The 22,083-nt window shown below is 72.8% G+C and carries 22 protein-coding genes, 1 pseudogene and 1 riboswitch; of the genes and pseudogenes, 8 read left to right on the forward strand and 15 right to left on the reverse strand.

The genetic code is table 11. From position 1 onward, the window contains the following. Window positions 1-132: pseudogene (locus ABE438_RS10765) on the reverse strand (ABC transporter ATP-binding protein); the annotation flags it as partial. A 315-nt stretch (window positions 133-447) separates the two neighbouring features. Here ABE438_RS10765 and ABE438_RS10770 point away from each other — a divergent pair. Next, window positions 448-1,158 carry a CoA transferase subunit A gene (locus ABE438_RS10770; RefSeq protein WP_346502829.1) on the forward strand — a complete coding sequence of 237 codons (711 nt, stop codon included), beginning with the start codon at window positions 448-450 and terminating at the stop codon, window positions 1,156-1,158. Window positions 1,159-1,170: 12 nt separating this feature from the next. Then, window positions 1,171-1,824: a 3-oxoacid CoA-transferase subunit B gene (locus ABE438_RS10775; protein WP_346502616.1), complete on the forward strand. Its 654-nt coding sequence runs from the start codon at window positions 1,171-1,173 to the stop codon at window positions 1,822-1,824. Between the two features lie 114 nt (window positions 1,825-1,938). Here the strand turns inward: ABE438_RS10775 and bluB are convergent, their stop codons facing one another. From bluB to cbiE, 5 genes are read right to left on the reverse strand one after another with little or no spacing between them, the layout of a single operon-like run. Then, window positions 1,939-2,550, reverse strand: a complete 612-nt coding sequence (bluB, locus tag ABE438_RS10780) for a 5,6-dimethylbenzimidazole synthase (protein ID WP_346502617.1) — start codon at window positions 2,548-2,550, stop codon at window positions 1,939-1,941. Next, complete coding sequence (locus tag ABE438_RS10785; RefSeq protein WP_346502618.1) at window positions 2,547-3,872, reverse strand: cobyrinate a,c-diamide synthase; 1,326 nt, start codon at window positions 3,870-3,872, stop codon at window positions 2,547-2,549. Before ABE438_RS10785 ends, bluB begins: the two co-directional genes overlap by 4 nt. Next, the gene (gene cobM, locus ABE438_RS10790) at window positions 3,869-4,636 is read right to left on the reverse strand and encodes a precorrin-4 C(11)-methyltransferase (RefSeq protein WP_346502619.1); all 768 of its coding nucleotides are present in this window, start codon (window positions 4,634-4,636) and stop codon (window positions 3,869-3,871) included. Before cobM ends, ABE438_RS10785 begins: the two co-directional genes overlap by 4 nt. Further along, entirely contained in the window at window positions 4,633-5,022 is a 390-nt protein-coding gene (locus ABE438_RS10795) for a cobalamin biosynthesis protein (RefSeq protein WP_346502620.1), read from the reverse strand. Before ABE438_RS10795 ends, cobM begins: the two co-directional genes overlap by 4 nt. After that, complete coding sequence (gene cbiE, locus ABE438_RS10800; protein WP_346502621.1) at window positions 5,019-6,269, reverse strand: precorrin-6y C5,15-methyltransferase (decarboxylating) subunit CbiE; 1,251 nt, start codon at window positions 6,267-6,269, stop codon at window positions 5,019-5,021. Before cbiE ends, ABE438_RS10795 begins: the two co-directional genes overlap by 4 nt. On the opposite strand from cbiE, the gene ABE438_RS10805 reads away from it, so the two are divergent. Then, complete coding sequence (locus ABE438_RS10805) at window positions 6,268-7,032, forward strand: cobalt-precorrin-6A reductase (RefSeq protein WP_346502622.1); 765 nt, start codon at window positions 6,268-6,270, stop codon at window positions 7,030-7,032. The genes cbiE and ABE438_RS10805 overlap by 2 nt on opposite strands. Here the strand turns inward: ABE438_RS10805 and cobJ are convergent. The 7 genes from cobJ to ABE438_RS10840 form a co-directional block, all read right to left on the reverse strand. After that, entirely contained in the window at window positions 6,975-7,766 is a 792-nt protein-coding gene (cobJ, locus tag ABE438_RS10810) for a precorrin-3B C(17)-methyltransferase (protein WP_346502623.1), read from the reverse strand. The two genes, ABE438_RS10805 and cobJ, sit on opposite strands and share 58 nt — an antisense overlap. Further along, a complete protein-coding gene (locus tag ABE438_RS10815) occupies window positions 7,763-8,506 on the reverse strand; it encodes a precorrin-2 C(20)-methyltransferase (protein WP_346502624.1) in 744 nt (247 codons plus the stop codon). The genes cobJ and ABE438_RS10815 overlap by 4 nt, the downstream gene beginning before the upstream one ends. A gap of 5 nt (window positions 8,507-8,511) precedes the next feature. After that, the gene (locus ABE438_RS10820; RefSeq protein ID WP_346502625.1) at window positions 8,512-9,144 is read right to left on the reverse strand and encodes a precorrin-8X methylmutase; all 633 of its coding nucleotides are present in this window, start codon (window positions 9,142-9,144) and stop codon (window positions 8,512-8,514) included. After that, window positions 9,141-10,424, reverse strand: a complete 1,284-nt coding sequence (cobG, locus tag ABE438_RS10825; protein ID WP_346502626.1) for a precorrin-3B synthase — start codon at window positions 10,422-10,424, stop codon at window positions 9,141-9,143. Before cobG ends, ABE438_RS10820 begins: the two co-directional genes overlap by 4 nt. Further along, the gene (gene cobN, locus ABE438_RS10830) at window positions 10,421-13,795 is read right to left on the reverse strand and encodes a cobaltochelatase subunit CobN (protein ID WP_346502627.1); all 3,375 of its coding nucleotides are present in this window, start codon (window positions 13,793-13,795) and stop codon (window positions 10,421-10,423) included. Before cobN ends, cobG begins: the two co-directional genes overlap by 4 nt. A 96-nt stretch (window positions 13,796-13,891) precedes the next feature. Next, complete coding sequence (gene cobW, locus ABE438_RS10835; protein ID WP_346502628.1) at window positions 13,892-14,941, reverse strand: cobalamin biosynthesis protein CobW; 1,050 nt, start codon at window positions 14,939-14,941, stop codon at window positions 13,892-13,894. A 56-nt stretch (window positions 14,942-14,997) separates the two neighbouring features. After that, complete coding sequence (locus ABE438_RS10840) at window positions 14,998-15,441, reverse strand: DUF1636 domain-containing protein (RefSeq protein WP_346502629.1); 444 nt, start codon at window positions 15,439-15,441, stop codon at window positions 14,998-15,000. A gap of 150 nt (window positions 15,442-15,591) precedes the next feature. Then, window positions 15,592-15,773, reverse strand: a riboswitch (cobalamin riboswitch). Between the two features lie 71 nt (window positions 15,774-15,844). On the opposite strand from ABE438_RS10840, the gene cobU reads away from it, so the two are divergent. Both cobU and cobO read left to right on the forward strand, forming a co-directional pair. Further along, window positions 15,845-16,357, forward strand: coding sequence for a bifunctional adenosylcobinamide kinase/adenosylcobinamide-phosphate guanylyltransferase (gene cobU / locus ABE438_RS10845; RefSeq protein WP_346502630.1), 513 nt, complete (start codon window positions 15,845-15,847; stop codon window positions 16,355-16,357). A 13-nt stretch (window positions 16,358-16,370) separates the two neighbouring features. Then, complete coding sequence (cobO, locus tag ABE438_RS10850) at window positions 16,371-16,982, forward strand: cob(I)yrinic acid a,c-diamide adenosyltransferase (RefSeq protein WP_346502631.1); 612 nt, start codon at window positions 16,371-16,373, stop codon at window positions 16,980-16,982. Between the two features lie 12 nt (window positions 16,983-16,994). Here cobO and cbiB read toward each other — a convergent pair whose 3' ends face one another. Next, window positions 16,995-17,975 (reverse strand): adenosylcobinamide-phosphate synthase CbiB, encoded by a 981-nt coding sequence (gene cbiB, locus ABE438_RS10855; protein ID WP_346502632.1) that lies wholly within the window; start codon window positions 17,973-17,975, stop codon window positions 16,995-16,997. On the opposite strand from cbiB, the gene cobD reads away from it, so the two are divergent. Together cobD and ABE438_RS10865 are read left to right on the forward strand one after the other, a co-directional pair. Continuing rightward, window positions 17,974-18,984 carry a threonine-phosphate decarboxylase CobD gene (gene cobD, locus ABE438_RS10860; RefSeq protein ID WP_346502633.1) on the forward strand — a complete coding sequence of 337 codons (1,011 nt, stop codon included), beginning with the start codon at window positions 17,974-17,976 and terminating at the stop codon, window positions 18,982-18,984. The genes cbiB and cobD overlap by 2 nt on opposite strands. Window positions 18,985-19,083: 99 nt before the next feature. Then, a complete protein-coding gene (locus ABE438_RS10865) occupies window positions 19,084-20,052 on the forward strand; it encodes a D-2-hydroxyacid dehydrogenase (RefSeq protein ID WP_346502634.1) in 969 nt (322 codons plus the stop codon). Window positions 20,053-20,133: 81 nt separating this feature from the next. Here the strand turns inward: ABE438_RS10865 and ABE438_RS10870 are convergent, their stop codons facing one another. Next, on the reverse strand, window positions 20,134-21,195 hold the full coding sequence (locus ABE438_RS10870) for a hypothetical protein (protein ID WP_346502635.1): 1,062 nt from the start codon (window positions 21,193-21,195) through the stop codon (window positions 20,134-20,136). A 254-nt stretch (window positions 21,196-21,449) separates the two neighbouring features. On the opposite strand from ABE438_RS10870, the gene ABE438_RS10875 reads away from it, so the two are divergent. Continuing rightward, window positions 21,450-22,067 (forward strand): OmpA family protein, encoded by a 618-nt coding sequence (locus ABE438_RS10875; RefSeq protein ID WP_346502636.1) that lies wholly within the window; start codon window positions 21,450-21,452, stop codon window positions 22,065-22,067. Window positions 22,068-22,083: the final 16 nt, after the last annotated feature.

Genomic DNA, 22,083 nt, shown 5'->3' on the forward strand with positions numbered 1-22,083 from the left:
CCCCGCGCCGTTCGGACCGATCAGCGCATGAATGCTCCCGCGACGAACCTGAAGATCGACGCCGCTGACCGCCGTGAAACCCGCGAATTCTTTCGTCAGACCCGAGGTCGATAGAATTATGTCCTCAGGCATCTCGCTTCCACCCAGACGATATCTTGATCATTCTTCATTGAACGGTATTTCAGACGGTCATGCTGCACTGCGCATATCACCCATGTCAACGGCGCAAGGGGGCGATGGGCCGAAAACGGGGCGGCTGAACGCCGCGCTTAGACCAAGGGCGTAGGAAAACGCGCTCGCCCACCGCTCTTGGCGCCTTCCGAGCAGGCAATCGCCTGCTGCACTGCGGCCGCGGCGCCGCTTCATGTTGCAACTGCTGCGCCGCCTTGCTTAGTTCTTGGCCCCGGGCTCTCCGCTCCGGTTTCTTCCAGCGACAAAGGCAGGATGATGAAGAAGGTTTATCCCGATGCTGCGGCCGCGCTGGCCGGGGTCGTCAAGGACGGCATGACGATCATGGCCGGCGGCTTCGGCCTGTGCGGCATCCCCGATACGCTGATCGAGGCGATCCGCCAGTCCGGCGCGCGGGACCTCACCTTCGTCTCGAACAATGCAGGCGTCGACGGCGCCGGTCTCGGCCTGCTGCTGGAGACCCGCCAGATCCGCAAGATGATCTCGTCCTATGTCGGCGAGAACAAGCTGTTCGCCCAGCAATACCTCGCCGGCGAGCTCGAGCTCGAATTCACCCCGCAGGGCACGCTGGCCGAGCGCATCCGCGCCGGCGGCGCCGGCATCCCGGCCTTCTTCACCAAAACCGGCGTCGGCACGCTGATCGCCGAGGGCAAGGAGGAGCGCGAATTCGACGGCGAGCGCTACATCATGGAGCGCGGCATCTTCGCCGACATCTCGATCGTGCATGCCTGGAAGGGCGATACCGAGGGCAACCTCGTCTACCGGAAGACCGCGCGCAACTTCAATCCGATGATGGCGACGGCCTCGCGCTTCACCGTGGCGCAGGTCGAGCATCTCGTCCCGGCCGGGGAGATCGACCCCGACCAGATCCACACCCCGGGCATCTTCGTGAAGCGCATCGTCCACGTTCCGAACGCCGTGAAGCGGATCGAGAACCGGACGACCCGCCCGCGCCCGACCGCCGCCTGAGGAGAGCCGACCATGGCCTGGACCCGTGAACAGATCGCCGCGCGCGCGGCCAAGGAGCTGCAGGACGGCTTCTACGTGAACCTCGGCATCGGCATCCCGACGCTGGTGTCGAACTACATTCCCGAGGGCGTGAGCGTGCAGCTCCAGTCCGAGAACGGCATGCTCGGCATGGGCCCGTTTCCCTATGAGGGCGACGAGGATCCCGACCTGATCAACGCCGGCAAGCAGACCATCACCGAGCTGCCGACCACCAGCTACTTCTCCTCGGCCGATTCCTTCGGGATGATCCGCGGCGGCCATATCGACCTGTCCATCCTCGGCGCGATGCAGGTGGCGCAGAACGGCGACCTCGCCAACTGGATGATCCCGGGCAAGATGGTGAAGGGCATGGGCGGCGCCATGGACCTCGTCGCCGGCGTCAAGAAGGTCGTGGTGGTGATGGAGCATGTCGCCAAGAACAAGGACGGCAGCGAATCGCCCAAGCTGCTCAAGGCCTGCGACCTGCCGCTGACCGGCGCCGGCGTCGTCGACATGGTGATCACCGATCTCGGCGTCTTCACCATCGACGAGAACGGCGGCGGCCTGACCCTGATCGAGCTGGCCGAGGGGGTCGGCCTCGACGAGATCAAGGCCAAGACCGAGGCGGCGTTCAAGGTCGCGATCTGACCGCGATCCCTCCGCCTTTCGCGCGGGCCCGCTAACATCCTCATGCCCGCCTTCGTGGCGGGCATGATGCGTTCGGGCCCCGGCGTCGCTCGCGTCTGCGAGGGAAAAGCGCCGTCAGCCGCCCTCCCAGCCTTCCCTGACCAGTTCCGGCACGGCGCTGGCTTCCTGCGGATAGCCGACGCAGAGATAGGCGATCAGGCGCCAGTCCGGCGGAGCGCCGGCGATGCGCGCGATCTCCTCCGGTTCGAGGATCGAGACCCAGCCGACGCCGACGCCATGGGCGCGGGCGGCGAGCCAGAACTGGGTGATCGCCGCCACCACCGAATAGGCCAGCGTCTCCGGCATGGTGCGCCGTCCGAGCCCATGGCCGCGCGCCGTGCCCTCGTCGCAGAACACCGCGAGCTGCACCGGCGCCTCGCGCAGGCCCTCGAGCTTGAGCCGTGCATAGAGCGCGGCGCGCTCGCCCTCGTATTCCGCCAGCGCCGCGGCGTTGCAGCGCGCGAAGCTCGCCTGCACGGCGGCGCGCCGTTCGGCCTCGTCGATGCGCGAGACGCGCCAGGGCTGCGCATGGCCGACCGAGGGCGACAGCGCCATCAGCCCGAGCAGCTCGTCGAGAAGCGCCGGCGGCACCGGCTCGCTGCGGAAGCGCCTGACATCGCGCCGCCAGGCCATCAGCGTGGCGAGTTCCTCGCGGAAGGCGTCGCCGAAGACTGGTGGCGTGTTCACGCGCCGTCCCGGCGCGCGATGGCGTGGAAGAACGAGCCGGAGATCAGGCCGCGGCGGCTGCCGGCCGGCGCAGGCGCCGAACCATGCGGATCGCTGACCATGGCGAAGGGCGGGTCCTCGCCCGGCGAGATCACGCTGGCATAGTGGAATTCATGGCCGTTCAGCGTGCCGCCGGCCGGTCCCAGCGGCCCGTCGGCCTCCAGCACGGCACGGCGATAGCCGAGGTTCATCCGGCGCCTGGCGAAGCTGGTCTCGACCGAGAGCAGCCCCGCCATGGCATGGGCGGTGCCGTCGGCGTCGACCAGCGTCCGGCCCAGCACCATGTAGCCGCCGCACTCGCCATGGACCGGCCGCGTCGTCGCGAAGGCGCGCAGGCTCGTCAGGAAGCGCTGCGCGGCGGCGAGGCGCCCGGCATGCAGCTCGGGATAGCCGCCCGGCAGCCAGCAGGCGTCGCAATCGGACGGGGGTGGCTCGTCGGCCAGCGGCGAGAACGGCACCAGCGCCGTGCCGAGCGCCCGCCAGCCGGCCTCCACATGCGGGTAGACGAAGCTGAAGGCGGCGTCGCGGGCGATGGCGACGCGCCGGCCGGGCGCCGGCAGTGCGATCGTCATGGCGGCGGGTGCAGGCAGGTGCGTCGCCGTGGCCGTCGCGATGACCGCATCGAGATCGACGGCGGCGGCGACGGCGTCGGCAAGGGCGTCGAGGCGATTGTGCAGATCCGCGGTCTCGCCGGCCTGCACCAGGCCGAGATGGCGCTCGGGCAGGATCAGGCTGGCCTCGCGCGGCAGGGCGCCGAGCACCGGCAGGCCGATGCGCTCCATCCCGGCGGCGGCGAGGCGGCGATGGCGCTCGCTCGCGACCTTGTTGAGGATGACGCCGGCGATGGTGATGCGCGGATCGTAGTGCCGGCAGCCGAGCGCCACCGCACCCGCCGACTGCGCCTGGCCGGAAACGTCGATCACCAGCACCACCGGCCAGCCGAGCAGGGCAGCGATGTCGGCGCTGGCGCCGGTATGGCCCTCCGGCCCCGGCACGCCGTCGAACAGCCCCATCGAGCCCTCGGCGACGATGATGTCGGCCTCGGCCGCTGCCGAAGTGGCGATGCCGCCGAGCAGGGCGTCGCTCATCGACTGGCTGTCGAGATTGGCGCTCGGCGCGCCGGTGGCGGCGGCGTGGAAGGCGGGGTCGATATAGTCCGGCCCGCATTTCAGCCCGCGCACGGACAGCCCGCGCCGGCGCAGCGCGCGCTGCAGGCCGAGCGTGATCGTGGTCTTGCCGGAGCCCGAGCGCGGCGCGGCGATCAGCAGGCCGCGGGCGCTCACGGCCGCCCTCCGCCCGGGCGGAAGCGGCGATCGTAGCCGGTCGAATAGAGCGCGCTCTCGGCGAAGTCGGCGCTGCCGAGCGCCGGACCGACCAGGATCAGCGCGGTGCGCTCCAGCGCCGCCGCGTGCACCTGCGCGGCGATGTCGCCGAGCCTGCCGTGCAGGATGCGCTCCTCCGGCCAGGAGGCGCGGAAGACGATCGCGACCGGGCAGTCGGCGCCGTAGAACGGGGTGAGCTCGGCCACCACCTGCTCTACGACATGGATGGAGAGATGGATGGCGAGCGTCGCGCCCGAGGCGGCGAAGGTCGTCAGCTTTTCCTTGTCCGGCATGGCCGAGGCGCGGCCGGAGGTGCGCGTCAGCACCAGCGACTGCGCCAGTCCCGGCAGGGTCAGCTCGCGCTTCAGCGCGGCGGCGGCGGCGGCGAAGGCCGGCACGCCCGGGGTGACGTCATAGGGGATGCCGAGTGCGTCGAGCCGGCGCATCTGCTCGCCGGTGGCGCTCCAGATCGAGAGGTCGCCGGAATGCAGCCGCGCCACGTCGAGCCCGGCCTCGTGCGCCGCGCGGATCTCGGCGACGATCGCGTCGAGATCCAGCGGCGCGGTATCGACGATCCGCGCGCCCGCCGGGCACCAGCCGAGCAGCGCCTGCGGGATCAGCGAGCCTGCATAGAGGCAGACCGGGCAGGCGGCGATCAGGTCGCGCCCGCGCAGGGTGATCAGGTCGGCGGCGCCGGGGCCGGCGCCGATGAAGTGGACGGTCAAGCGCTTGCTCCCCTCGCCAGTGCGCAGGTGACGCGGGCCGTCGCGATGCGCGGCAGCACGAGCGTGGCGCCGGGGCCCGCGGCGGCGAGGGCCGCCGCCTCGGCGACCGAGCCGACGCCGTAGAGCCCGGCGATCCGGGTCGAGCGCGTGGCGCAGGAGGCCTCGAAGCCGGCAAGCGCCTCGTCCGGGATCACTGCGAGCGCCAGCCCGGCTTCCCGTGCCAGAGCCAGCAGGCCCGGCTCCGCGGCGCGCGCGGCCACTGTCGCCAGCCGGCCGAGCTCGGTCGCGGCGACGCCGGCCTGCGTCAGCGCCTGCGCGAGGCAGTCCCTTATCTCAGCCTCGCCGGTGCCGGGACGCAGGCCGATGCCGGCGACGAGATGGCTCACGGCTTGCTCACCCGCCATTGCGTCACCGTCATCGCGGCGCGCCAGCCATGCAGGCTGCCCACCGCGTCGAGATGCGCGACGGAGAGACGGCGCAGACTGCCGCCATGGGCGGCATAGAGCGCGGCCAGCCGCGCCTCGCCCTCCAGTGTCACCACATTGGCGACGAGGCGCCCGCCCGGCTTCAGCGCCGCGAAGGCGGCCTCGAACAGGCCGCGATCGGTGATGCCGCCGCCGATGAAGACCACGTCCGGCGCTGGCTGCCCGGCGAAGCTGTCCGGCGCCGCGCCCTCGACGACCGTCACCGCGACCGCGCCGAGCTCCAGCCGGTTGCGGGCGATGCGCGCGGCGCGCTCCGGCACGGTCTCGAAGGCGATGGCGCGGTTGTGGCGATGGCGCCCGCTCCATTCGATCGCGATCGAGCCGGAGCCCGCCCCGACGTCCCAAAGCAATTCGCCGGCGCGCGGCGCCAGCCCCGACAGGGTGATGGCACGGATATCGGCCTTGGTCAGCTGGCCGTCATGATCGAGCCAGTCGTCCGGCAGGCCGGTGCTCAGCGGCATCACGCGGGCATCGGGAGCGGCCTTCACCGCGACCGCGATCAGGTTGAGCGGCACGATGCCGTCGAGCGCGAAACCGGCGGCGGTGGCCTGCCGGATGCGCTCCTGCGGGCCGCCGAGCGATTCCATCACGGTCAGCACGCTCTCGCCGAAACCGTTCGCGGCGAGCAGGGTCGCCACCGCCTGCGGCGTCGTCTCGTCCCAGGACAGCGCGAGGATATGCGCGCCGGGCTGCAGCAGCGGCACGATGCGCTGCAGCGAGCGGCCGTGCAGCGAGACCAGGGCGCATTCCTCCTGCGCCCAGCGCATCCGGCTGCAGGCCATGGCGAAGGAGGAGATCTGCGGGATGACGCGCATCTCCTCGGCGGGGATCGCCTTCGCCAGCCCCTGGCCGATGCCGTAATGGAAGGGATCGCTGGTCGCGAGCACGCAGACGCGCCGGCCGCGCTCGGCGAGGATCGCCGGCAGCGCGTTGCGGAAGGGCTGCGGCCAGGCCCGGACCTCGCCGGGCAACGTGCCGATCAGCTTGAGATGCCGCTCGCCGCCGAAGACGATCTCAGCGCTCTCCAGCGCCTCGCGCGCCTCGGCGCCGAGACCGCTCGGGCCATCCTCGCCAAGGCCGACCAGCGCCAGCCAGGGCTGCCGTTCCTTGCTCGACAGGGGCGTGTTTTCGGGCGAAGTTTCAGGCATGACGGTCCTCATTCTCGGCGGTACCAGCGAGGCTGCGGCGCTGGACCGGCTTCTCGCCGACCAGGCGCCGGAGATCCGCGCGGTGATTTCTCTGGCGGGGCGCACGGCCGATCCGCGGCCGCTCGCCTTGCCGACGCGCATCGGCGGTTTCGGCGGCATCGAGGGCCTGCGCCGCTATCTGGTCGATCAGCGGGTGGTCGCGGTGGTCGACGCCACCCATCCCTTCGCGGCAGTGATGCCCTTCCATGCCGAGGCGGCCTGCAAGGCCGAAGGCGTGCCGCTGCTGGCGATCCGCCGCGAGCCCTGGACCCCGCAGCCGGGCGATGACTGGCTGCGCGTGCCCGATCTCGACGCGGCCGTCGCCGCGCTGGGACAGGAGCCGCGCCGCGTCTTCCTGACCATCGGCCGGCTCGAACTGCCCCGCTTCTTCGCGGCGCCGCAGCACCATTACCTGATCCGGGTGATCGAGCCCCCGGCCGAGCCTCTGCCGCTGCCGCAGGCGCGAATCCTGTGCCAGCGCGGCCCCTTCGCGCCCGAAGCCGAGGAGGCGCTGATGCGGGACGAGGGCATCGAGATCCTGGTCAGCAAGAATGCCGGCGGGCCGATGACGCTGGGCAAGCTCACCGCGGCGCGCCGCTTGCGCCTGCCGGTGGTCATGGTCGAGCGCCCGCCCAAGCCCGCGGTGGAGACCGTCTCGCATGTCGATCAGGTCCTGCCCTGGCTGGTCGCGCAGGGGCTGCTGGCGACCGAGCGCGGCGTGTAGACGAAAGGCGCCTCGCCGTCGCGGTCGATCAGCCTTGTGCCGCTGGCGCCGATCATCACCAGGGTCGCCATGTCGGCGCTCGACGCGGCCACCACCGCCTCGCCGAGCGTCATGATCCGCAGGCGCTCGTCCGGCCGCCCGATCGCGCGGGCGAAGATCACCGGCGTTTGCGCCGCGCGGATCTCGGCCGCCAGAGCCAGCGCCTCGCCGAGCTGCCAGGGCCGCGCCTTCGAGATCGGATTGTAGAGCGAGATCACGAAATCCGCCTCGAGGACGGCGCGCAGGCGCTTCGTCACGACCTCCCAGGGCTTGAGATTGTCCGAGAGCGAGATCGCGCAGAAATCGCCGCCGAGCGGGGCGCCGGCGCGGGCGGCGGCTGCCAGCATCGCGGTGATGCCGGGCTCGACAGTGATCGGAAGCGCGCGCCAGGACGGATCGCCGGCCTCCAGCGCCTCGAACACCGCAGCCGCCATGGCAAAGACACCCGGATCGCCGCCCGAGACCACCGCGACCCGCCGGCCCGCCGCCGCCAGCTCCAGCGCATGCCGCGCGCGCTCGACCTCGACGCGGTTGTCGGTCGCGTGGCGCAATTGCCCTTCGCGAGGCGGTACGCGCTCGACATAGGGGCCGTAGCCGATCAGGTCGGTCGCCGCGTCGAGCGCTACCTGCGCGGCCGGCGTCAGATAGCGCGCCTCGCCCGGGCCGAGCCCGACCACCGTCAGGGAACCGCTCACAGCCGTCGTCCTTCGCCCGGCACCAGGATCAGCGAGAAATAGGGCGCCTCGGCATCGCCGCGCTCGGCGAGGCGGCAGACGACCTGTCCCGCCATGGTGGCGCGCTCGACATAGATCGCCCGCTCCGCCAGCCCGGCGAGCGCCAGCGCCCGGCGGACCTTGGGCAGGTTGCGCCCGAGCTTCATCACCACCGCCGCGTCGGTATCGGCGAGGCGGCGCGCCAGCTCGGCCTCGGGCAGCGTGCCCGGCAGCACCGTCATCACGTCGTCGCCCCAGCTGATCGGCGCGCCGGCCTGGGCCCAGGCGCCCGCCATGGCGGTGACGCCCGGTACGACCTCGGTCGGGAAGCGATGGGCGAGCCGCCGCCACAGATGCATGAACGAGCCGTAGAGGAAGGGGTCGCCGTCGCAGATCACCGCGACGCTGCGGCCCTGCGCCATCTCGGCGGCCAGCGCCTCGGCGGTCTCGTCGTAGAAGGCGGCGATCGGCCCGCTATAGCCGTCCTCGTCGACCGGCACTTCGGTGGTGACCGGATAGGCCATGGCGATCTCGCGGGCGGGATCGGGGCCGATCACCGCGTCGGCGGTGCTGCGCGCATTCCCGCGCCGGCCGCGCTTGCAGAAGTGCGCCAGCCGGTCGGCCGAGAGCAGGATCTCGCGGGCGCGCACGGTCATGTAGGCCGGGTCGCCCGGCCCGAGGCCGACGCCGAAGAGCAGCGGGCGCGAGGCGGGCTCCGTCATCGCCGTCACTCCTTCGCCTGCGCCAGCGCGTTGACGGCCGCTGCCGCCATGGCCGAGCCGCCGCGCCGGCCGTGCACGACGAGGAAGGGCACGCGCCCGTCCTGCGCCAGCGCTTCCTTCGATTCGGCCGCGCCGACGAAGCCGACGGGGATGCCGATCACCGCGGCGGGCTGCGGCGCGCCTGCGTCGAGCATTTCCAGCAGCCGGAACAGCGAGGTCGGTGCATTGCCGATCACCACGACGGCACCGGCGAGATGCGGCCGCCAGAGCTCCATCGCCGCCGCCGAGCGGGTGGTGCCGGCCTGGGCGGCCAGCGCCGGCACAGCAGGGTCGGTCAGCGTGCAGATCACCGCATTATCGGCCGGCAGTCGGGCACGCGTCACGCCGTCCGCCACCATGCGCGCATCGCAGAGGATCGGCGCGCCGCCGGCGAGCGCGGCTTCGGCTTTCGCCGCGAAGTCCGGCGACATCGCCACGTCCTTCGGCAGGTCGGTCATGCCGCAGGCATGGATCATGCGCACCACCACCCGCTCCGCCGTGCCCGAGAAGCGGGCGAGGTCGGCCTCGGCGCGGATGATCGCGAAGGAGCGCTCATAGATCGCCGCGCCGTCGCGGATATAGGCATGCTGCGTCGTCACGCTGTCCGGTCCCGTTGCTGCGCGGCCTCGAGGCGCGCGCGGATGTCCTGACCCGGTTCGAGCCGGCGCACAAGCTCCGCCAGGCCGAGCACCGCTTCCGGCGGATCGCCGGCGCGCCCGCCGAACACCACCTCATAGGCGCCGCCATGGCCGGTCAGGGTCAGCGTCGCCGGCCCCGGATGGGCGCAGGCCTTGGCGCAGCCGGAGACGTGCAGGCCCGCGGCGAGCCGGGGCGGCAGCGCCGCCACGATCAGCGGCGCGTCGGCGAGCGTCGCCGCTTGGCCGCGCGTGCAGCCGGGCGCACCGGTGCAGACCGCGACACCGAGCCGCGGATCGTCGGCGGCGACGATCTGACCTAGCCCGGTGAGCGCCTCGCCCAGCCGCTCGGCCCGGTCCGCATCCAGCCCGCAGAAGGCGAGGCCGCGCCAGGGCGTCGGCCGGATGAGGGCGACGCCGGCCGCCTGCGCCGCATCGGCGATGCGCGCCAGTGTCTGCGCCTCGCAGCGGCCGAAGGGCAGGACGGCGAGCAGGGCGAGACCGCTGCGCTCGGGAAACAGGCCGGTCGCGGCCGGCGAAGGCCGCGCGGGTGGCGGCGGCAGCACAGGCAGCCCCGCGGCCAGCCCCGCCATCTGATCCTTGTCGAGCGCGCGCATGCGGGAAGGCGGCTTCGGCAGGGCGCCGCGCAGGGCGACGAAGCCCGTGAGCAGCTTGGCCGCGATCGCCGGCGCCTCTGTGACCGGCAGCGGCCCGAACCACGGGCCATCGGCGATCTGGAGGCCGACCGTCCCCGTATCCAGCGCGCGCAGGCGCAGATCGGCGGCGAAGCCGTCGAGGGTCAGCGCGCCGCCGCCATCGACCACGATCGAGGTCTTGGGGGGCACGCCGGCGACGGTGCGTCCGGCGCGCTCGACCGCCTCGGCCAGGGCTGCGGCGTCGATGCGGTCGTCGGCCGCGCGGCCGGCCAGCGGGGAGGCGAGGACGAGGCGGTTCGGCCCGTCGCCCTCCGCCTCGTCGACGAGGTCGCCGGCGAGCAGTGCCGCGACCAGGGCCGGATGCGTCCCGGCGCTGACGCCGCGCAATTGCAGATTGCCGCGGCTCGACACCTCGATCTGCCCGTTGCCATGGCGGGCGGCCAGCTCTGCGACTGCGGCGAGCCGTTGCGGCGTCAAGGCGTCGCGCGGCGGATGCAGGCGCACCAGCCAGCCGTCGCCGGTCTCCATCGGGCGCAGCGTGCCGGGGCACCAGCCGCGCCGCATCGCCACGCGCTCGGCCTCGTTCATCGTGCCGCCTCCGGCTCGTCGAGCCGCGCCACCGAGTTCAGCCGGCTGCGCCAGAGCCCGCGCTCGCGCGCCTGGGTCAGCCGCGCCCGGATCGACGCGGCGGCGGGGGCGTTGGCGCGCTGCAGCGCCTCCCAGGTCGCCGCATCGCCGCAATAGGCCTGGAACACCGCGTCGAACAGCGCGTCCGGTACCGCATCGGTGGTCGCGGCGTAGACGAAGAGTGCGTCGACCGCCTCGGCGAGCTCGGCCGCGCCGCGCCAGCCATGGGCGAGATGGCTCGCGATCCAGCGCGGATGGCAGAGCCGACCGTGCACGATGCGGGCGATGTCCTCGGCAAGCGTGCGGGCGCGCGGGTGCTCGGGGGCCGAGCTGTCGACGCTGTAGAGCGCGGCGTCGCCGCCCACCGCCTGCAGCGCCGCGGCGAAGCCGCCGATTACGTCTGCGGCGCTGGTCGCCTCGAGAATGTCGCGGCCGGCGGTGTCGCTGACATGGATGAAGGCCTGCGCCGCGGCGATCCGGTCGGCAAAACCGGCATCGGGCGCGCCGCCGCCCTCGGGGCCGCCATAGGCATGGTCGCTGGCGGCGAGATAGGCCTGGCCGAGCTCGGCGCGCGCCCGCCAGTCGCCGTCGAGGGCCCGGTCGGCCATCGCCGCGCCGTAGCGGCCGGGCGCCGCGCCGAAGACGCGCGCCCCGCTCTCGCCGCGCCGGCGCGCGGCGGCCGGCTCGTTCCACGCATCCGGCTCGTCGAGCGCGGCGACGGCGCGGGCGGCGGCGTCGAGCAGCGCGATCTGCGCCGGGAAGGTGTCGCGGAAGGCGCCAGAGATGCGGATGGTGACGTCGGCGCGCGGCGCCGCCAGCTTCGCCTGCGGCACGATCATGAAGCCGGTGACGCGGGTCGAGCCATGGTCCCAGAGCGGCGCGACGCCCATGAGATGCAGCGCGTGCGCGATGTCCTCGCCGCCCGAGCGCAGCGTCGGCGAAGCCCAGAGATCCATCACGATGCGGCGGGGATAGTCGCCTTCCTCCTGGAGATGACGGCGGATGACGGTCTCGGCGGCGCGGGCGCCGAGGCGGGCGGCGGCCCGGGTCGGCAGGGCGCGCGGATCGAGCGTCGAGAGATTGCGCCCCGTCGGCAGCACGTCCGGCCGGCCGCGATGCGGTGCACCCGCCGGCCCCGGCGGCACGAAGCGCCCGTCGAGCGCCCGCAGCAGGTTGGCGCGCTCGCTGGCGGCGGATACGGGATCGGCTTGCGATTGCCCGAAGACGTGCAAGCCGTCGCGGAACTGCGTCTCGGCGATGTCGCAGAGATGCGCGTCGAGCGCGGCAAGCGCGCCCTGCATGGCGAGATCGGGCGTCAGCCCGCAGGACGCGGCCAGCCCGGAGACATGGGCCCGGTCGAGAATCTCGCGGGCGACGATCTCGGCACGGCGCGGATCGAGCACCTGCGCCTGCGCGTATTCCTCGACGAGATCGCGCAGCAGCGCGACCTCGCCTTGATCGTCGGGGCCGGCGAGCGGCGGCGGCAGATGGCCGAGCGTCAGTGCCGAAAGCCGGCGCTTGGCCGGCGCAGCCTCGCCGGGGTCGTCGACCACGTAAGGATAGATCACCGGCAGCGTCGCAACCGCGAGCCGGGGCCAGCAACCCGGCGACAGCGCCACCGCCTTGCCCGGAAGCCATTCGGTGGTGCCGTGCGTGCCGAGATGGATCAGCGCATCGGCCCGCCATTGCCGGCGCAGCGCCAGATAGAAAGCGAGATAGCCATGGCAGGGCGGCGCGTCGGGATCGTGATAGCGCGCCTTGCGATCGGGCGAGGCGTCGCGCGGCGGCTGCAGGGCGATGCAGACCCTGCCGAAATGCGCGGCCCGGAAGCGGAAGGCGCCGCCTTCGCAGGAAGGGTCGCTCTCCGGCGCGCCATGGCTGGCGAGCAGCGCGGCGCGTGCCTCGGACGGGATGCCGGCGAGCCAGTCGCGATAGGCGTCGAGCGGCAGGGCGAGATCGGCCGGTCCCTCGGTCAGCGCCCGCATCAGCGCTGCGCCGTCCGCGTCCGGAGCCGGTATGTCGTAGCCGGCCTCGGCCAGCAGCTCCCGGATCGCCAGTGCGCTTGCCGGCGTATCGAGCCCGACCGCGAAGCCGGCCCGGCCGCCGCGGGCGGGATAATCCGACATCACCAGCGCGAGGCGCCGGTCGCGGGCGGGCTTGCGGGCGAGCGCGACCCAGCCATTGGCGAGATCGGCCAGCGCGGCGATGCCGGCCTCGTCCGGTGCGAAGCGGCGCAGCGGCAGGCCGGTCGCGGCATCGGTCAGCTCCTGCTTGAAGGCGACGGGAATCGCGCCGAGCCGCCCGTCGAACTCCGGCAGGGCGGCCTGCATGGCGAGGTCGGTGGCCGAGAGCCCCCGGGACGAGGCGGCCCAGGCCTCGCGAGGGCTGCCGACCGGCACGGCCTGCAGGATCGGGCAATCGGCGCGGTCGAGCACGAAATCGGCGCCGCCGCGAGCGGAAAAGGCGGTGGTGGCGACGATCAGCGCCGGCTTGCGCGCGGCGATCAGCGCGGAAAGCGCGGCGATGACGGCCGGGTCCTTCAGGCTGGTCAGCGCCAGCGGCAGGGCTGCGAGCCCGCGTGCGGCCAGCGCCTGCGCCATGGCCTCGACCATCGCCGTGTCGCCGGCGGCGACGCCGGAGCGATAGGCGAGGATCGGAACGAGGGGCCTGTCGGCCGGCAAGGCGGCGAGCGCCTCGGGCCATGGCAGGGGCGCGCCGGCCGGGCCGATGGCGAAGAGGCCGGGAAGCGGAACGGGATCGAGATCGCAAGCCTCCGGCGATGCCTCATCCCCCTGCTCCAGGTGATGGGCCGGCGAAGCCGCGGCGGAGGAACGGGCGCTGCGTCCTGCGAGATAGGCCTCCAGCCGCGCCAGCAGGCGGTCCATGTTCTGCGTGCCGCCGCCGGCGTGGAAATGGCCGAGCAGGGCGTCGGCGAGGACCTTCGGCACCGTGCCGTAGCCGGCGAGGCGGTCGTCGTCGCGATCGTCGCCCGGCAGCACGGCCAGCGGCACGCCGGCCGCCTTGCAGGCGGCCGAGATCTGCTCGATTCCGTAGCGCAGATAGTCGAGCCCGCCGAGGCAGCGCAGCAGCACGAAGCGCGAGCGGGTCAGCGTCGCCTCGATCAGCAGGTCGATGGAGAGCGGATGCTTCAGCCGCCGCAGCGGCACGAGGCGCAGCGAGGCCGCGCCCGGCCGGGCCGCAGCAGCGGCCGCCAGCGCCGAGAGGTCGCTGTCGCTGAAGGAGAGCACCACGACGTCCGCCGGGGGCAGGGCGAGGTCGACGGCATCCTCGCCGTCGTCGAGCCTGACCTCGCTGGTCGGGAGAAGGTGCATGGTCAGGGCCTCGCGGCCGGTTTTCACAGATCGGGAGGGACCGCCATGCCGGCGGTCCCCGACACGCGTCGCCCCCGAAAGAGGGCGTCTATAGCATCATCCCCGCAGGGCCGCTTCCACCGCGGCGCGGTCGAAACCCTTGAGCCCGATCACCACCAGGCGGCCGTCGCGCGCCTCGTCGGCGCCCCAGGGCCGGTCGTAATGATGGCCGACGCGGCGGCCGACGCCCTGCACGACGAGGCGCATCGGCTTGCCGGGGATGGCGGCGAAGCCCTTCACCCGCAGCACGCCCTCGGCCTCCGCCGCCCGGGCGATGCGGGCGGTCAGTTCCTCCGGCGTCGCGGCCGGCGGCAGGGGCAGGGCGACGCTATCGAAATCGTCATGGTCGTGATCCTCGCCTTCGCCGTGATGCGAGGGGCGGCCGGCGAGATCGGCTTCCGCCGCCGCGCCCAGCCCGATGATCAGCGCCGGCTCGACCTTGCCATGGGCGGTCTCGACGATCTTGATCGCCTTGGGCAGATGCGCGGCGATTTCGGCCTTGACCTTCTCGCGCCCGGCGGCGTCGATCAGGTCGCTCTTGTTGAGCAGGATCAGGTCGGCGCAGAGGATCTGGTCCTCGAACACCTCCTCCAGCGGGTTGTCGTGATCGACCGCCTGGTCCTTGGCGGCCTGGGCCTTCAGCGCCTCCGGATCGTCGGCGAACTGGCCCTCGGCGACCGCGGGGCCGTCGACCACGGCGATCACCCCGTCGACGGTGACGCGAGCGCGGATCGCGGGCCAGTTGAAGGCGCTGACCAGCGGCTTCGGCAGGGCGAGGCCCGAAGTCTCGATCAGGATGTGCTGCGGCGGGTTCGGGCGGTCGAGCAGCTTTTCCAGCGCCGGCACGAAATCGTCGGCGACCGTGCAGCAGATGCAGCCGTTCGGCAGCTCGACGATGTCCTCGGCGGTGCAGCCTTCGATGCCGCAGCCGGCGATGAACGAGCCGTCGAAGCCGAGATCGCCGAACTCGTTGACCAGCACGGCGAGGCGCTTGCCGCCGGCATTCTCCAGAAGATGGCGCACCAGCGTGGTCTTTCCGGCCCCGAGGAAGCCGGTGACGATGGTGCAGGGCACCTTGCCGAGGGAGGTCTGGGAGGCGGTGGTCATGCTGCGAAATCCTTGATCTGGCCCGATGGGCAGGGGCGCCTTGCAAAAGGCGTCGGTCAGATGAAAAGCGGGAGGAATTGGCGGGCGGTCCGGTGCGCGCGCCGGCTCCTGAGCGGCGGCACGCGCGCCACCACGCCCTTGCGGATGCAGACCGGCCGCTCGCGCCAGGGCACGATGCCGTCCTGGCTCGCCGCATAGCGCAAGGCGGCGTCGGCGATGTCCTCGACATGCTCGGCGCGGTCGAGATCGCCGATCACATAGGTCCACTTGCCTTCCGCCACGAGCGCGACCGTGCAGGGCCGCTTGCAGACGGAGAGGCATTCGACCGGCACGACGGGAATCCCGCTGCCGGCGAGGCGCTCGTCGAGGCTTTGCGCCAGCGCGATGCCGGGCTGGTCGTAGCCCTCGGCGAGGTCGGGCCGCGGGCGCCGGCAGGTCGTGCAGACATGCAGGGTGCAGCCGGCGGGCGTGACGGCCGCTGGGGCGGTGAGGTCGGTCATGGGCGTGAGGTCGCTGCGGGCGCGCTGGCCGCTCACCGGGCCGGATGCGGCGCGATGACGCGCGCCGTCGGCCGCAAGGCGGCATGCGTTCGGGTGGCGACGGCCGTCATGGTCATGATCGTTTCTCCCGGCCACCCCACCGGCAGCCTGTTGGCGACATCGAGCGACGGCAGGTCTCCTGGCTCGCGGGTCGCCGGTCTGCGCCGCCTTCCCGGTCCCCCCGGTGGCCGCTGGCGCAAACCTCGCCGCTTACAGTTGCGGGGGCAGCCGCGGCGTTTCACCGCGTTCCCTTTTCACCTCGTCTCCGAGGCACCGTCGCGGATGAACATTAGCCACAGCCGGCAGGCTGTGCAATGCAGCGACCGCCGCGGCCAAGGGTCGCCAGACGCGGAGAGCGCACCCGATGATCCCGAGAAGCCTCACCCTCGTCCTCGGCGGAGCCCGTTCCGGCAAGAGCCGCCATGCCGAAGCGCTGGTCGAGGCCTTCCCGGCGCCCTGGACCTATGTCGCCACGGCGCAGGCCTATGACGACGAGATGCGCCGCCGCATCGCCGAGCACCGCGCCCGCCGCCCGGCCGGCTGGCGGACGGTCGAGGCACCGCTGGCCCTGCCGGAGGCGTTGCGGAACGTGAACCCCGGCCAGCCCGTGCTGGTCGACTGCCTGACGCTCTGGCTGACCAATCTCATCCTCGGCGAGCGTGACGTGGCGGTCGCGACCGGCGAACTGCTCGCCGCCTGCCGCCAGGTCGAGGCGCCGCTTGTCCTGGTGTCCAACGAGGTCGGGCTCGGCATCGTGCCGGAGAACGCGCTCGCCCGCCGTTTCCGCGACGAGGCCGGCCGGCTGCACCAGCGCCTTGCCGCGCAGGCCGACAGCGTGGTCTTCATGGTCGCCGGATTGCCGATGACGGTGAAGTGACGGGAGACGGGCGATGACGATCGCAGCCGAGGAGGCCGCGCGCCACAAGGCGAAGATGGAAAAGCGCAAGGCAGTGCAGGACGCCGAGATCGCCGGCAAGACGATCGAGAAGGGCCTGCTCATCGTCAACACCGGTCCCGGCAAGGGCAAGTCCACCGCGGCCTTCGGGCTGATGCTGCGGGCGCTCGGCCATGGCTGGCGCGTCGGCGTGGTGCAGTTCATCAAGGGCGCCTGGGAGACCGGGGAGCGCAAGGCGCTCGACGCCTTCGGCGACCGGATCGCCTGGCACAGCATGGGCGAGGGCTTCACCTGGGAGACGCAGGACAAGGCGCGCGACATCGCGGCCGCGACCCGCGCCTTCGAGATGGCGAAGGCGCTTATGGCCGATGAGAGCATTCGCCTGCTGGTGCTCGACGAGCTCAATATCGCGCTGCGCTACGACTACCTGCCGCTGGCCGAGGTCGTCGCCACCCTGCGTGCGCGCCGGCCGGACCTGCACGTCGTGGTCACCGGGCGCAACGCCAAGCCCGAGCTGATCGAGGCGGCCGATCTCGTCACCGAGATGACGCTGGTGAAGCACCATTTCGCCGCCGGCGTGAAGGCTCAGGCCGGCATCGAGTTCTGACGGCGCGCCGCCTTAGGCGAGCAGCACGAGGCCGGCGCCGCTCGCCGCGAGGCCCCAGAGCAGCAGGCAGGCGCGGCGATAGAGGGCGAGCGCCCGGCGGATGTCGGCCGCGCCGGCCTCCGCCCGCCCGTCGCCCATCCAGCCATCCTCGACCCTGACCGTGCCATAGACGCGCGGCCCGGCGAGACGCAGGCCGAGCGCGCCTGCCATCGCCGCCTCCGGCCAGCCGGCATTGGGCGAGCGATGGCTGCGCGCATCGCGGCGCACCGCCCGCCACGCCGCCGAGGCCTGGCGCGGGCTGTCAAAGGCCGCGGCCGCGACGAGGAGCAGCGCCGTCAGCCGCGAGGCCGGCAGGTTGACGAGATCGTCGAGGCGGGCGGCGGCCCAGCCGAAGGCGAGATGCCGCGGCGTCCGGTGCCCGATCATCGAATCGGCGGTGTTGATCGCCTTGTAGGCGGCGATGCCCGGCAGGCCGAGCGCACCGAGCCAGAAGGCCGGCGCGACGATGCCGTCGGAGAAGTTCTCGGCCAGGCTCTCGATCGCCGCGCGGGCGACGCCCGCCTCGTCCAGGCTCTGCGGATCGCGCCCGACGATCATCGCCACCGCCGCGCGCCCGCCGGTGAGGCCGTTGCGTTCCAGCCCCTCCGCCACGGCGGCGACGTGCTCGTGCAGGCTGCGCTGGGCCAGCAGCGTCGAGGCGAGCAGGGCCAGCGGCAGCAGCGTAGCCGGACCCGCGAGCCGGCAGAGCCAGATCAGGGCGAACGCAGCCGACAGCGTCGCCGCCAGCAGGATCGCCAGCGCCGCGACGCCGGCGAGACGGCGTCTGGCGAAGCCGTCGCGCTCGCGGTTCAGCCCGCGGTCGAGCGCCCGGATGAGACGACCGATCCAGGTGACGGGATGGCCGATCCACGCGTACAAGCGCGCCGGATAGCCGAGCGCCGCTTCGAGCAGCAGCGCGGCGATCAGAAGTGGCAGGCTGTCGGGGACGATCATGACGGATGGCAAGGACGCGGCTGACGGGATCTGGCATGGCGGGGATCTCGCCACGGCCCGGACGCTGTTCGGACAGGCGCCCGAGCCCTGGATCGATCTCTCGACCGGGATCAATCCCGTTCCCTATCCGCTTCCGGCGGTGCCGTTAAGCCTGTGGCAGCGCCTGCCGGGCGCGCAGGACGAGGCGCGCCTGCTGGAGGCGGCCCGTGCCGCCTATCGCATCCGCGCCGGCGACGCGGTGCTGGCGGCGCCCGGCACCCAGATCCTGATCGAGCTGCTGCCGCGGCTGCTGGCCAACAGGCCCTCGCCGGATGTCGCGGTGCTCGGCCCGACCTATGGCGAGCACGCGCTGAGCTGGCGCAAGGCCGGGGCGCGGCTGCGCGAGATCGCCGCGCTGTCGCAGGCCGGCGAGGCCGACGTGGTCGTGGTGGTCAATCCGAACAATCCCGACGGACGCATCGTCCCGCCGGCCGCGCTGCGCGATCTCGCCGGCGGGCTCGCCCGCCGTAGCGGCCTGCTGGTCGTCGACGAGGCCTTCGCTGATTTCGCGCCCGAGGCCAGCCTGGTGCCGACGCTGCCGGAGGCGACGCTGGTGCTGCGCTCCTTCGGCAAGGCCTACGGGCTGGCCGGCCTGCGCCTCGGCTTCCTGATCGGCGGGGCGCGGCATGTCGTGGCTCTGCGCGACATGCTCGGGCCCTGGGCGGTGGCGGGGCCGGCGCTGCATGTCGGCGCTGTCGCGCTCGCCGATGGCGACTGGCTGGCGCAGGCGGCGCGCGAACGCTCCCGGGATGCCGCGCGGCTCGATGCGCTGCTGCGGCCGCATGGCACGGTGGTCGGCGGCACGATCCTCTATCGCCTGGTGGCGACGCCGGAGGCGCCGGAACTATACCGCGCGCTCGGCCGGGCCGGCATCTATGTCCGGCGCTTCCATCATGACGAGCGGCTGCTGCGCTTCGGCCTGCCGAGCGGCGAGGCTGAGTGGGCGCGGCTGGCGCAGGCGCTCTGCTGATCTCGCATCTGTCATCGCGTCGCGCGGCTGGACAGCGTCGGCAGCCCATGGAACACCCGCCCGGCAGCCCATCGCGCGGCGAAGAGAAGAGGTCCCCGCATGCAGCCCTGGCCCAAGCAGAACGCCCTGACCATCGGTTTCGCCCATGCCGCCTACCAGCTGCGTGACGCCTATCTCGCGCGCGGCGGCGAAGCGGCCTCCTTCGAGGTCCGCACCGTCGAGGACCTCAAGGCGCGGGCGCCGGAAGCCGATGTGCTGGTGGTCTCGGGCCTCTGGCGCAACGAGATCGCCGCGACGACGCCGAAGCTGCGCTTCATCCAGTCGATCAGCGCCGGCACCGACCAGTTCGACCGGCAGGTGCTCGGCGCGGCCGGGGTCCGGCTCGCCAGCGCCCAGGGCAGCAATGAGCGCGCCGTGGCAGAGCATGCCATCGCGCTCATCCTGGCGCTGGCCCGCCAGCTCCATCTGGCGCGCGACAACCAGGCGCAGCGGCTCTGGCGTCCGATGATCGGCGACCGCGCCCGCCGCGAGGACGAGCTCGGCGGCAAGACCATCGTCATCGTCGGCCTCGGCCGCATCGGCCTCAGGCTGGCCGGCTTCGCCGCGGCCTTCGGCATGCGTGTCGTCGGCGTGCGCCGGCGCGGCGGCTCCGAGCCGGGCGTCGACCGCATCGTCACGCCCTCCGAGCTGCACGCCGTCCTGCCGGAGGCCGACATCCTGGCGCTGACCTGCCCGCTGACGCCGGAGACCGAGGGCCTGGTTGATGCCGCCGCGATCGCCGCGCTGAAGCCGGGCGCCTTCCTGATAAACGTGGCACGCGGCCGGGTCGTCGACGAGGCGGCGCTGATCGCCGCCCTGGGCGAGGGCCGGATCTCCGCCGGTATCGACTGCGTCTATGAGGAGCCGCTGCCGGCTGACTCGCCGCTCTGGCGCCTGCCGAACGCGCTCGTCACGCCCCACAGCGCCGGCGAGACCCGCGCCTATGAGGACAATGTGGTCGACATGCTGCTCGACAATCTCGGCCGCCTCGAACGCGGCGAGACCCAGCTGCTGAACCAGATCCTCTGAACGGCCGACGAAGATGCGAAAGGCCGGATGCGCGCTGGCGCATCCGGCCTTTTTGTCGGTGGCGGCGCCCGGTCGGGCCGATCACCAGTCGGAGCGGGGACGGAAGCGGCCGTCGCAGCCGATCAGCGGCCCGCCGCGATAATAGTCGTCGATGACGATGGCGGGGCGGGCGCAGCGCCGGGAGGGCTGGCTGCGCTCGACCATCGCGGTGCGGCGCTCGCGCCGATCGGTCCTGGCCTGCATCTCGCGCCGCTGGGGCGCGCGCTCCTGCGTCTTCTCGGCCGGCGCGGCCTCGGCGCGGGCCGGGGCGGGCATCGGCGAGGGAGCGGATACGGCCTTGCGCTCCTCGCGGGCCTGCTTCGGCGCCGGCGCAGCCGGCCGGGCGACCGGGGTCGGCATGGTGGCCGGGGCCTGCTTCGGTGCGCTGGCGGTTTCGCTGGCGGGCTCTTCGCTCTCGGCGACCGGGGCACGTTCGGCGACGGTCACGTCGTCGCTGGTGGCGCGCACCAGCTTGGCGACGCCGGTATCGAGCGCCACCGTGCGGAACGGCTTGTCGCCGCAGCCGTCACAGCGCGCGCTGTCGAGCGGCACCAGGTCGACCCGCGCCTGCCCGTCATCGCCGCTCTGGCCCTCGCCGGCGCCGCGCGCGGCGATCAGGATGCGCGGGGCCTCCTCCAGCTGCAGCTCGATCAGGGCGGTGCGCAGCCCGCGCGCCCGGCGATAGGCCACGACCTCGTCGCCGCCGGAGACCAGCAGCGCGAAGGCGGCGTCCTTGGGCGCGTTGGCGCGGAACTCGCCGCGCAGGCGGGCGATGGCGCGCTTGGCCTCGGCGCCGACCTCCCAGCTGCCGGGCGCGAAGGGGATGGAGCCTGTGGTCATCAGCTCGCGGGCCGATTGCAGCACGCCGACCGTCATGGTGCGCGCCGAGGATTCGAAGCGCAGCGCGCGCGGCCGCTCGGCGCTGGCCGGGGCCGCCGCCGGTGCATCGGCCTGTGCCAGGGTGAACGGCGCCACGAGGGTGTCGCCTTCGGCGCGGGCGAGCGCCGCGCCGGCCGAGACGAGCATGGCGAGCGCCGCCACGGCGAGCAGCGGGCGCTTGCCGGAGGCGCGGAAGGCCGGGACGATGTCGGTGTGGAAGCCCATCTCGGGTCTCCTCTCGGGAGGTGTGCGCGAGGCACGTCGCCCGTCCCTTGGCCGGCTCTGGGGCAGTTTCGCAGCGCGCGGCGCGACGCGGTGCCTGCCGCGAATTTACCATGTTCCTGCCAAGAAAAGTTGCGCTCGCGGCGAAAACTCGGCTGATGCGTCCAAGGCTCGGCCAACACCGCCGCGGCATCGCCTCAATGGTGCATCGGCGAGGCGACACGCGTATACCGCACAGGAACCACGGGGGACCGATCGTGAAGATCTCCGAACGTCACAGCGAAAGCGTCGAACTGCAGCCGAACCTCTCGCGCCGTGCGCTGGGTGGCCTCGTCCTCTCGCTGCCCCTGATCGGCGCGGGTTCGGCGCTGGCCCAGACCGACGAGGCTGCCACCAGCATCCTGCGCTCGCTGGCGCCGCACGACCGGGCGCCCTCCGGCGGTGGCGGTGCCCGCCGGCGCTCGGCCCCGGTCACCCGCCGCATCCGCACCCGCAGCGGCGGCATGGTCCACGAGATCGAGATCGATCTCAGCCGCCGGGTCGAGATCACCGTCTTCTTCGACAACGACTCTTCGGCGCTGCGGCCGGGCGCACAGTCGGCGCTGATGCGCCTGGCGGTCGCGCTGCGCCATCCGATCCTGGCCGACCAGGACTTCCTGATCGCCGGCCACACCAGCCAGGACGGCGACTACGACTACAATGTCGCGCTCTCGCAGGATCGTGCCGCCTCGGTGCGCAACTGGCTGATCGCCTATGGCGACATCGCCGGCGACCGCCTGCAATGGCACGGCTTCGGGCCGGACATGCTGCGCAACCCGCGCAACCCGTTCTCGCCCGTCAACCGCCGCGTCGAGGTGATCGCGATCACCGGCTGAGCCGGGCTCGACCTCT

The sequence above is a fragment of the Allobosea sp. TWI1241 genome (assembly GCF_039673065.1).
Lineage (GTDB): Bacteria > Pseudomonadota > Alphaproteobacteria > Rhizobiales > Beijerinckiaceae > Allobosea.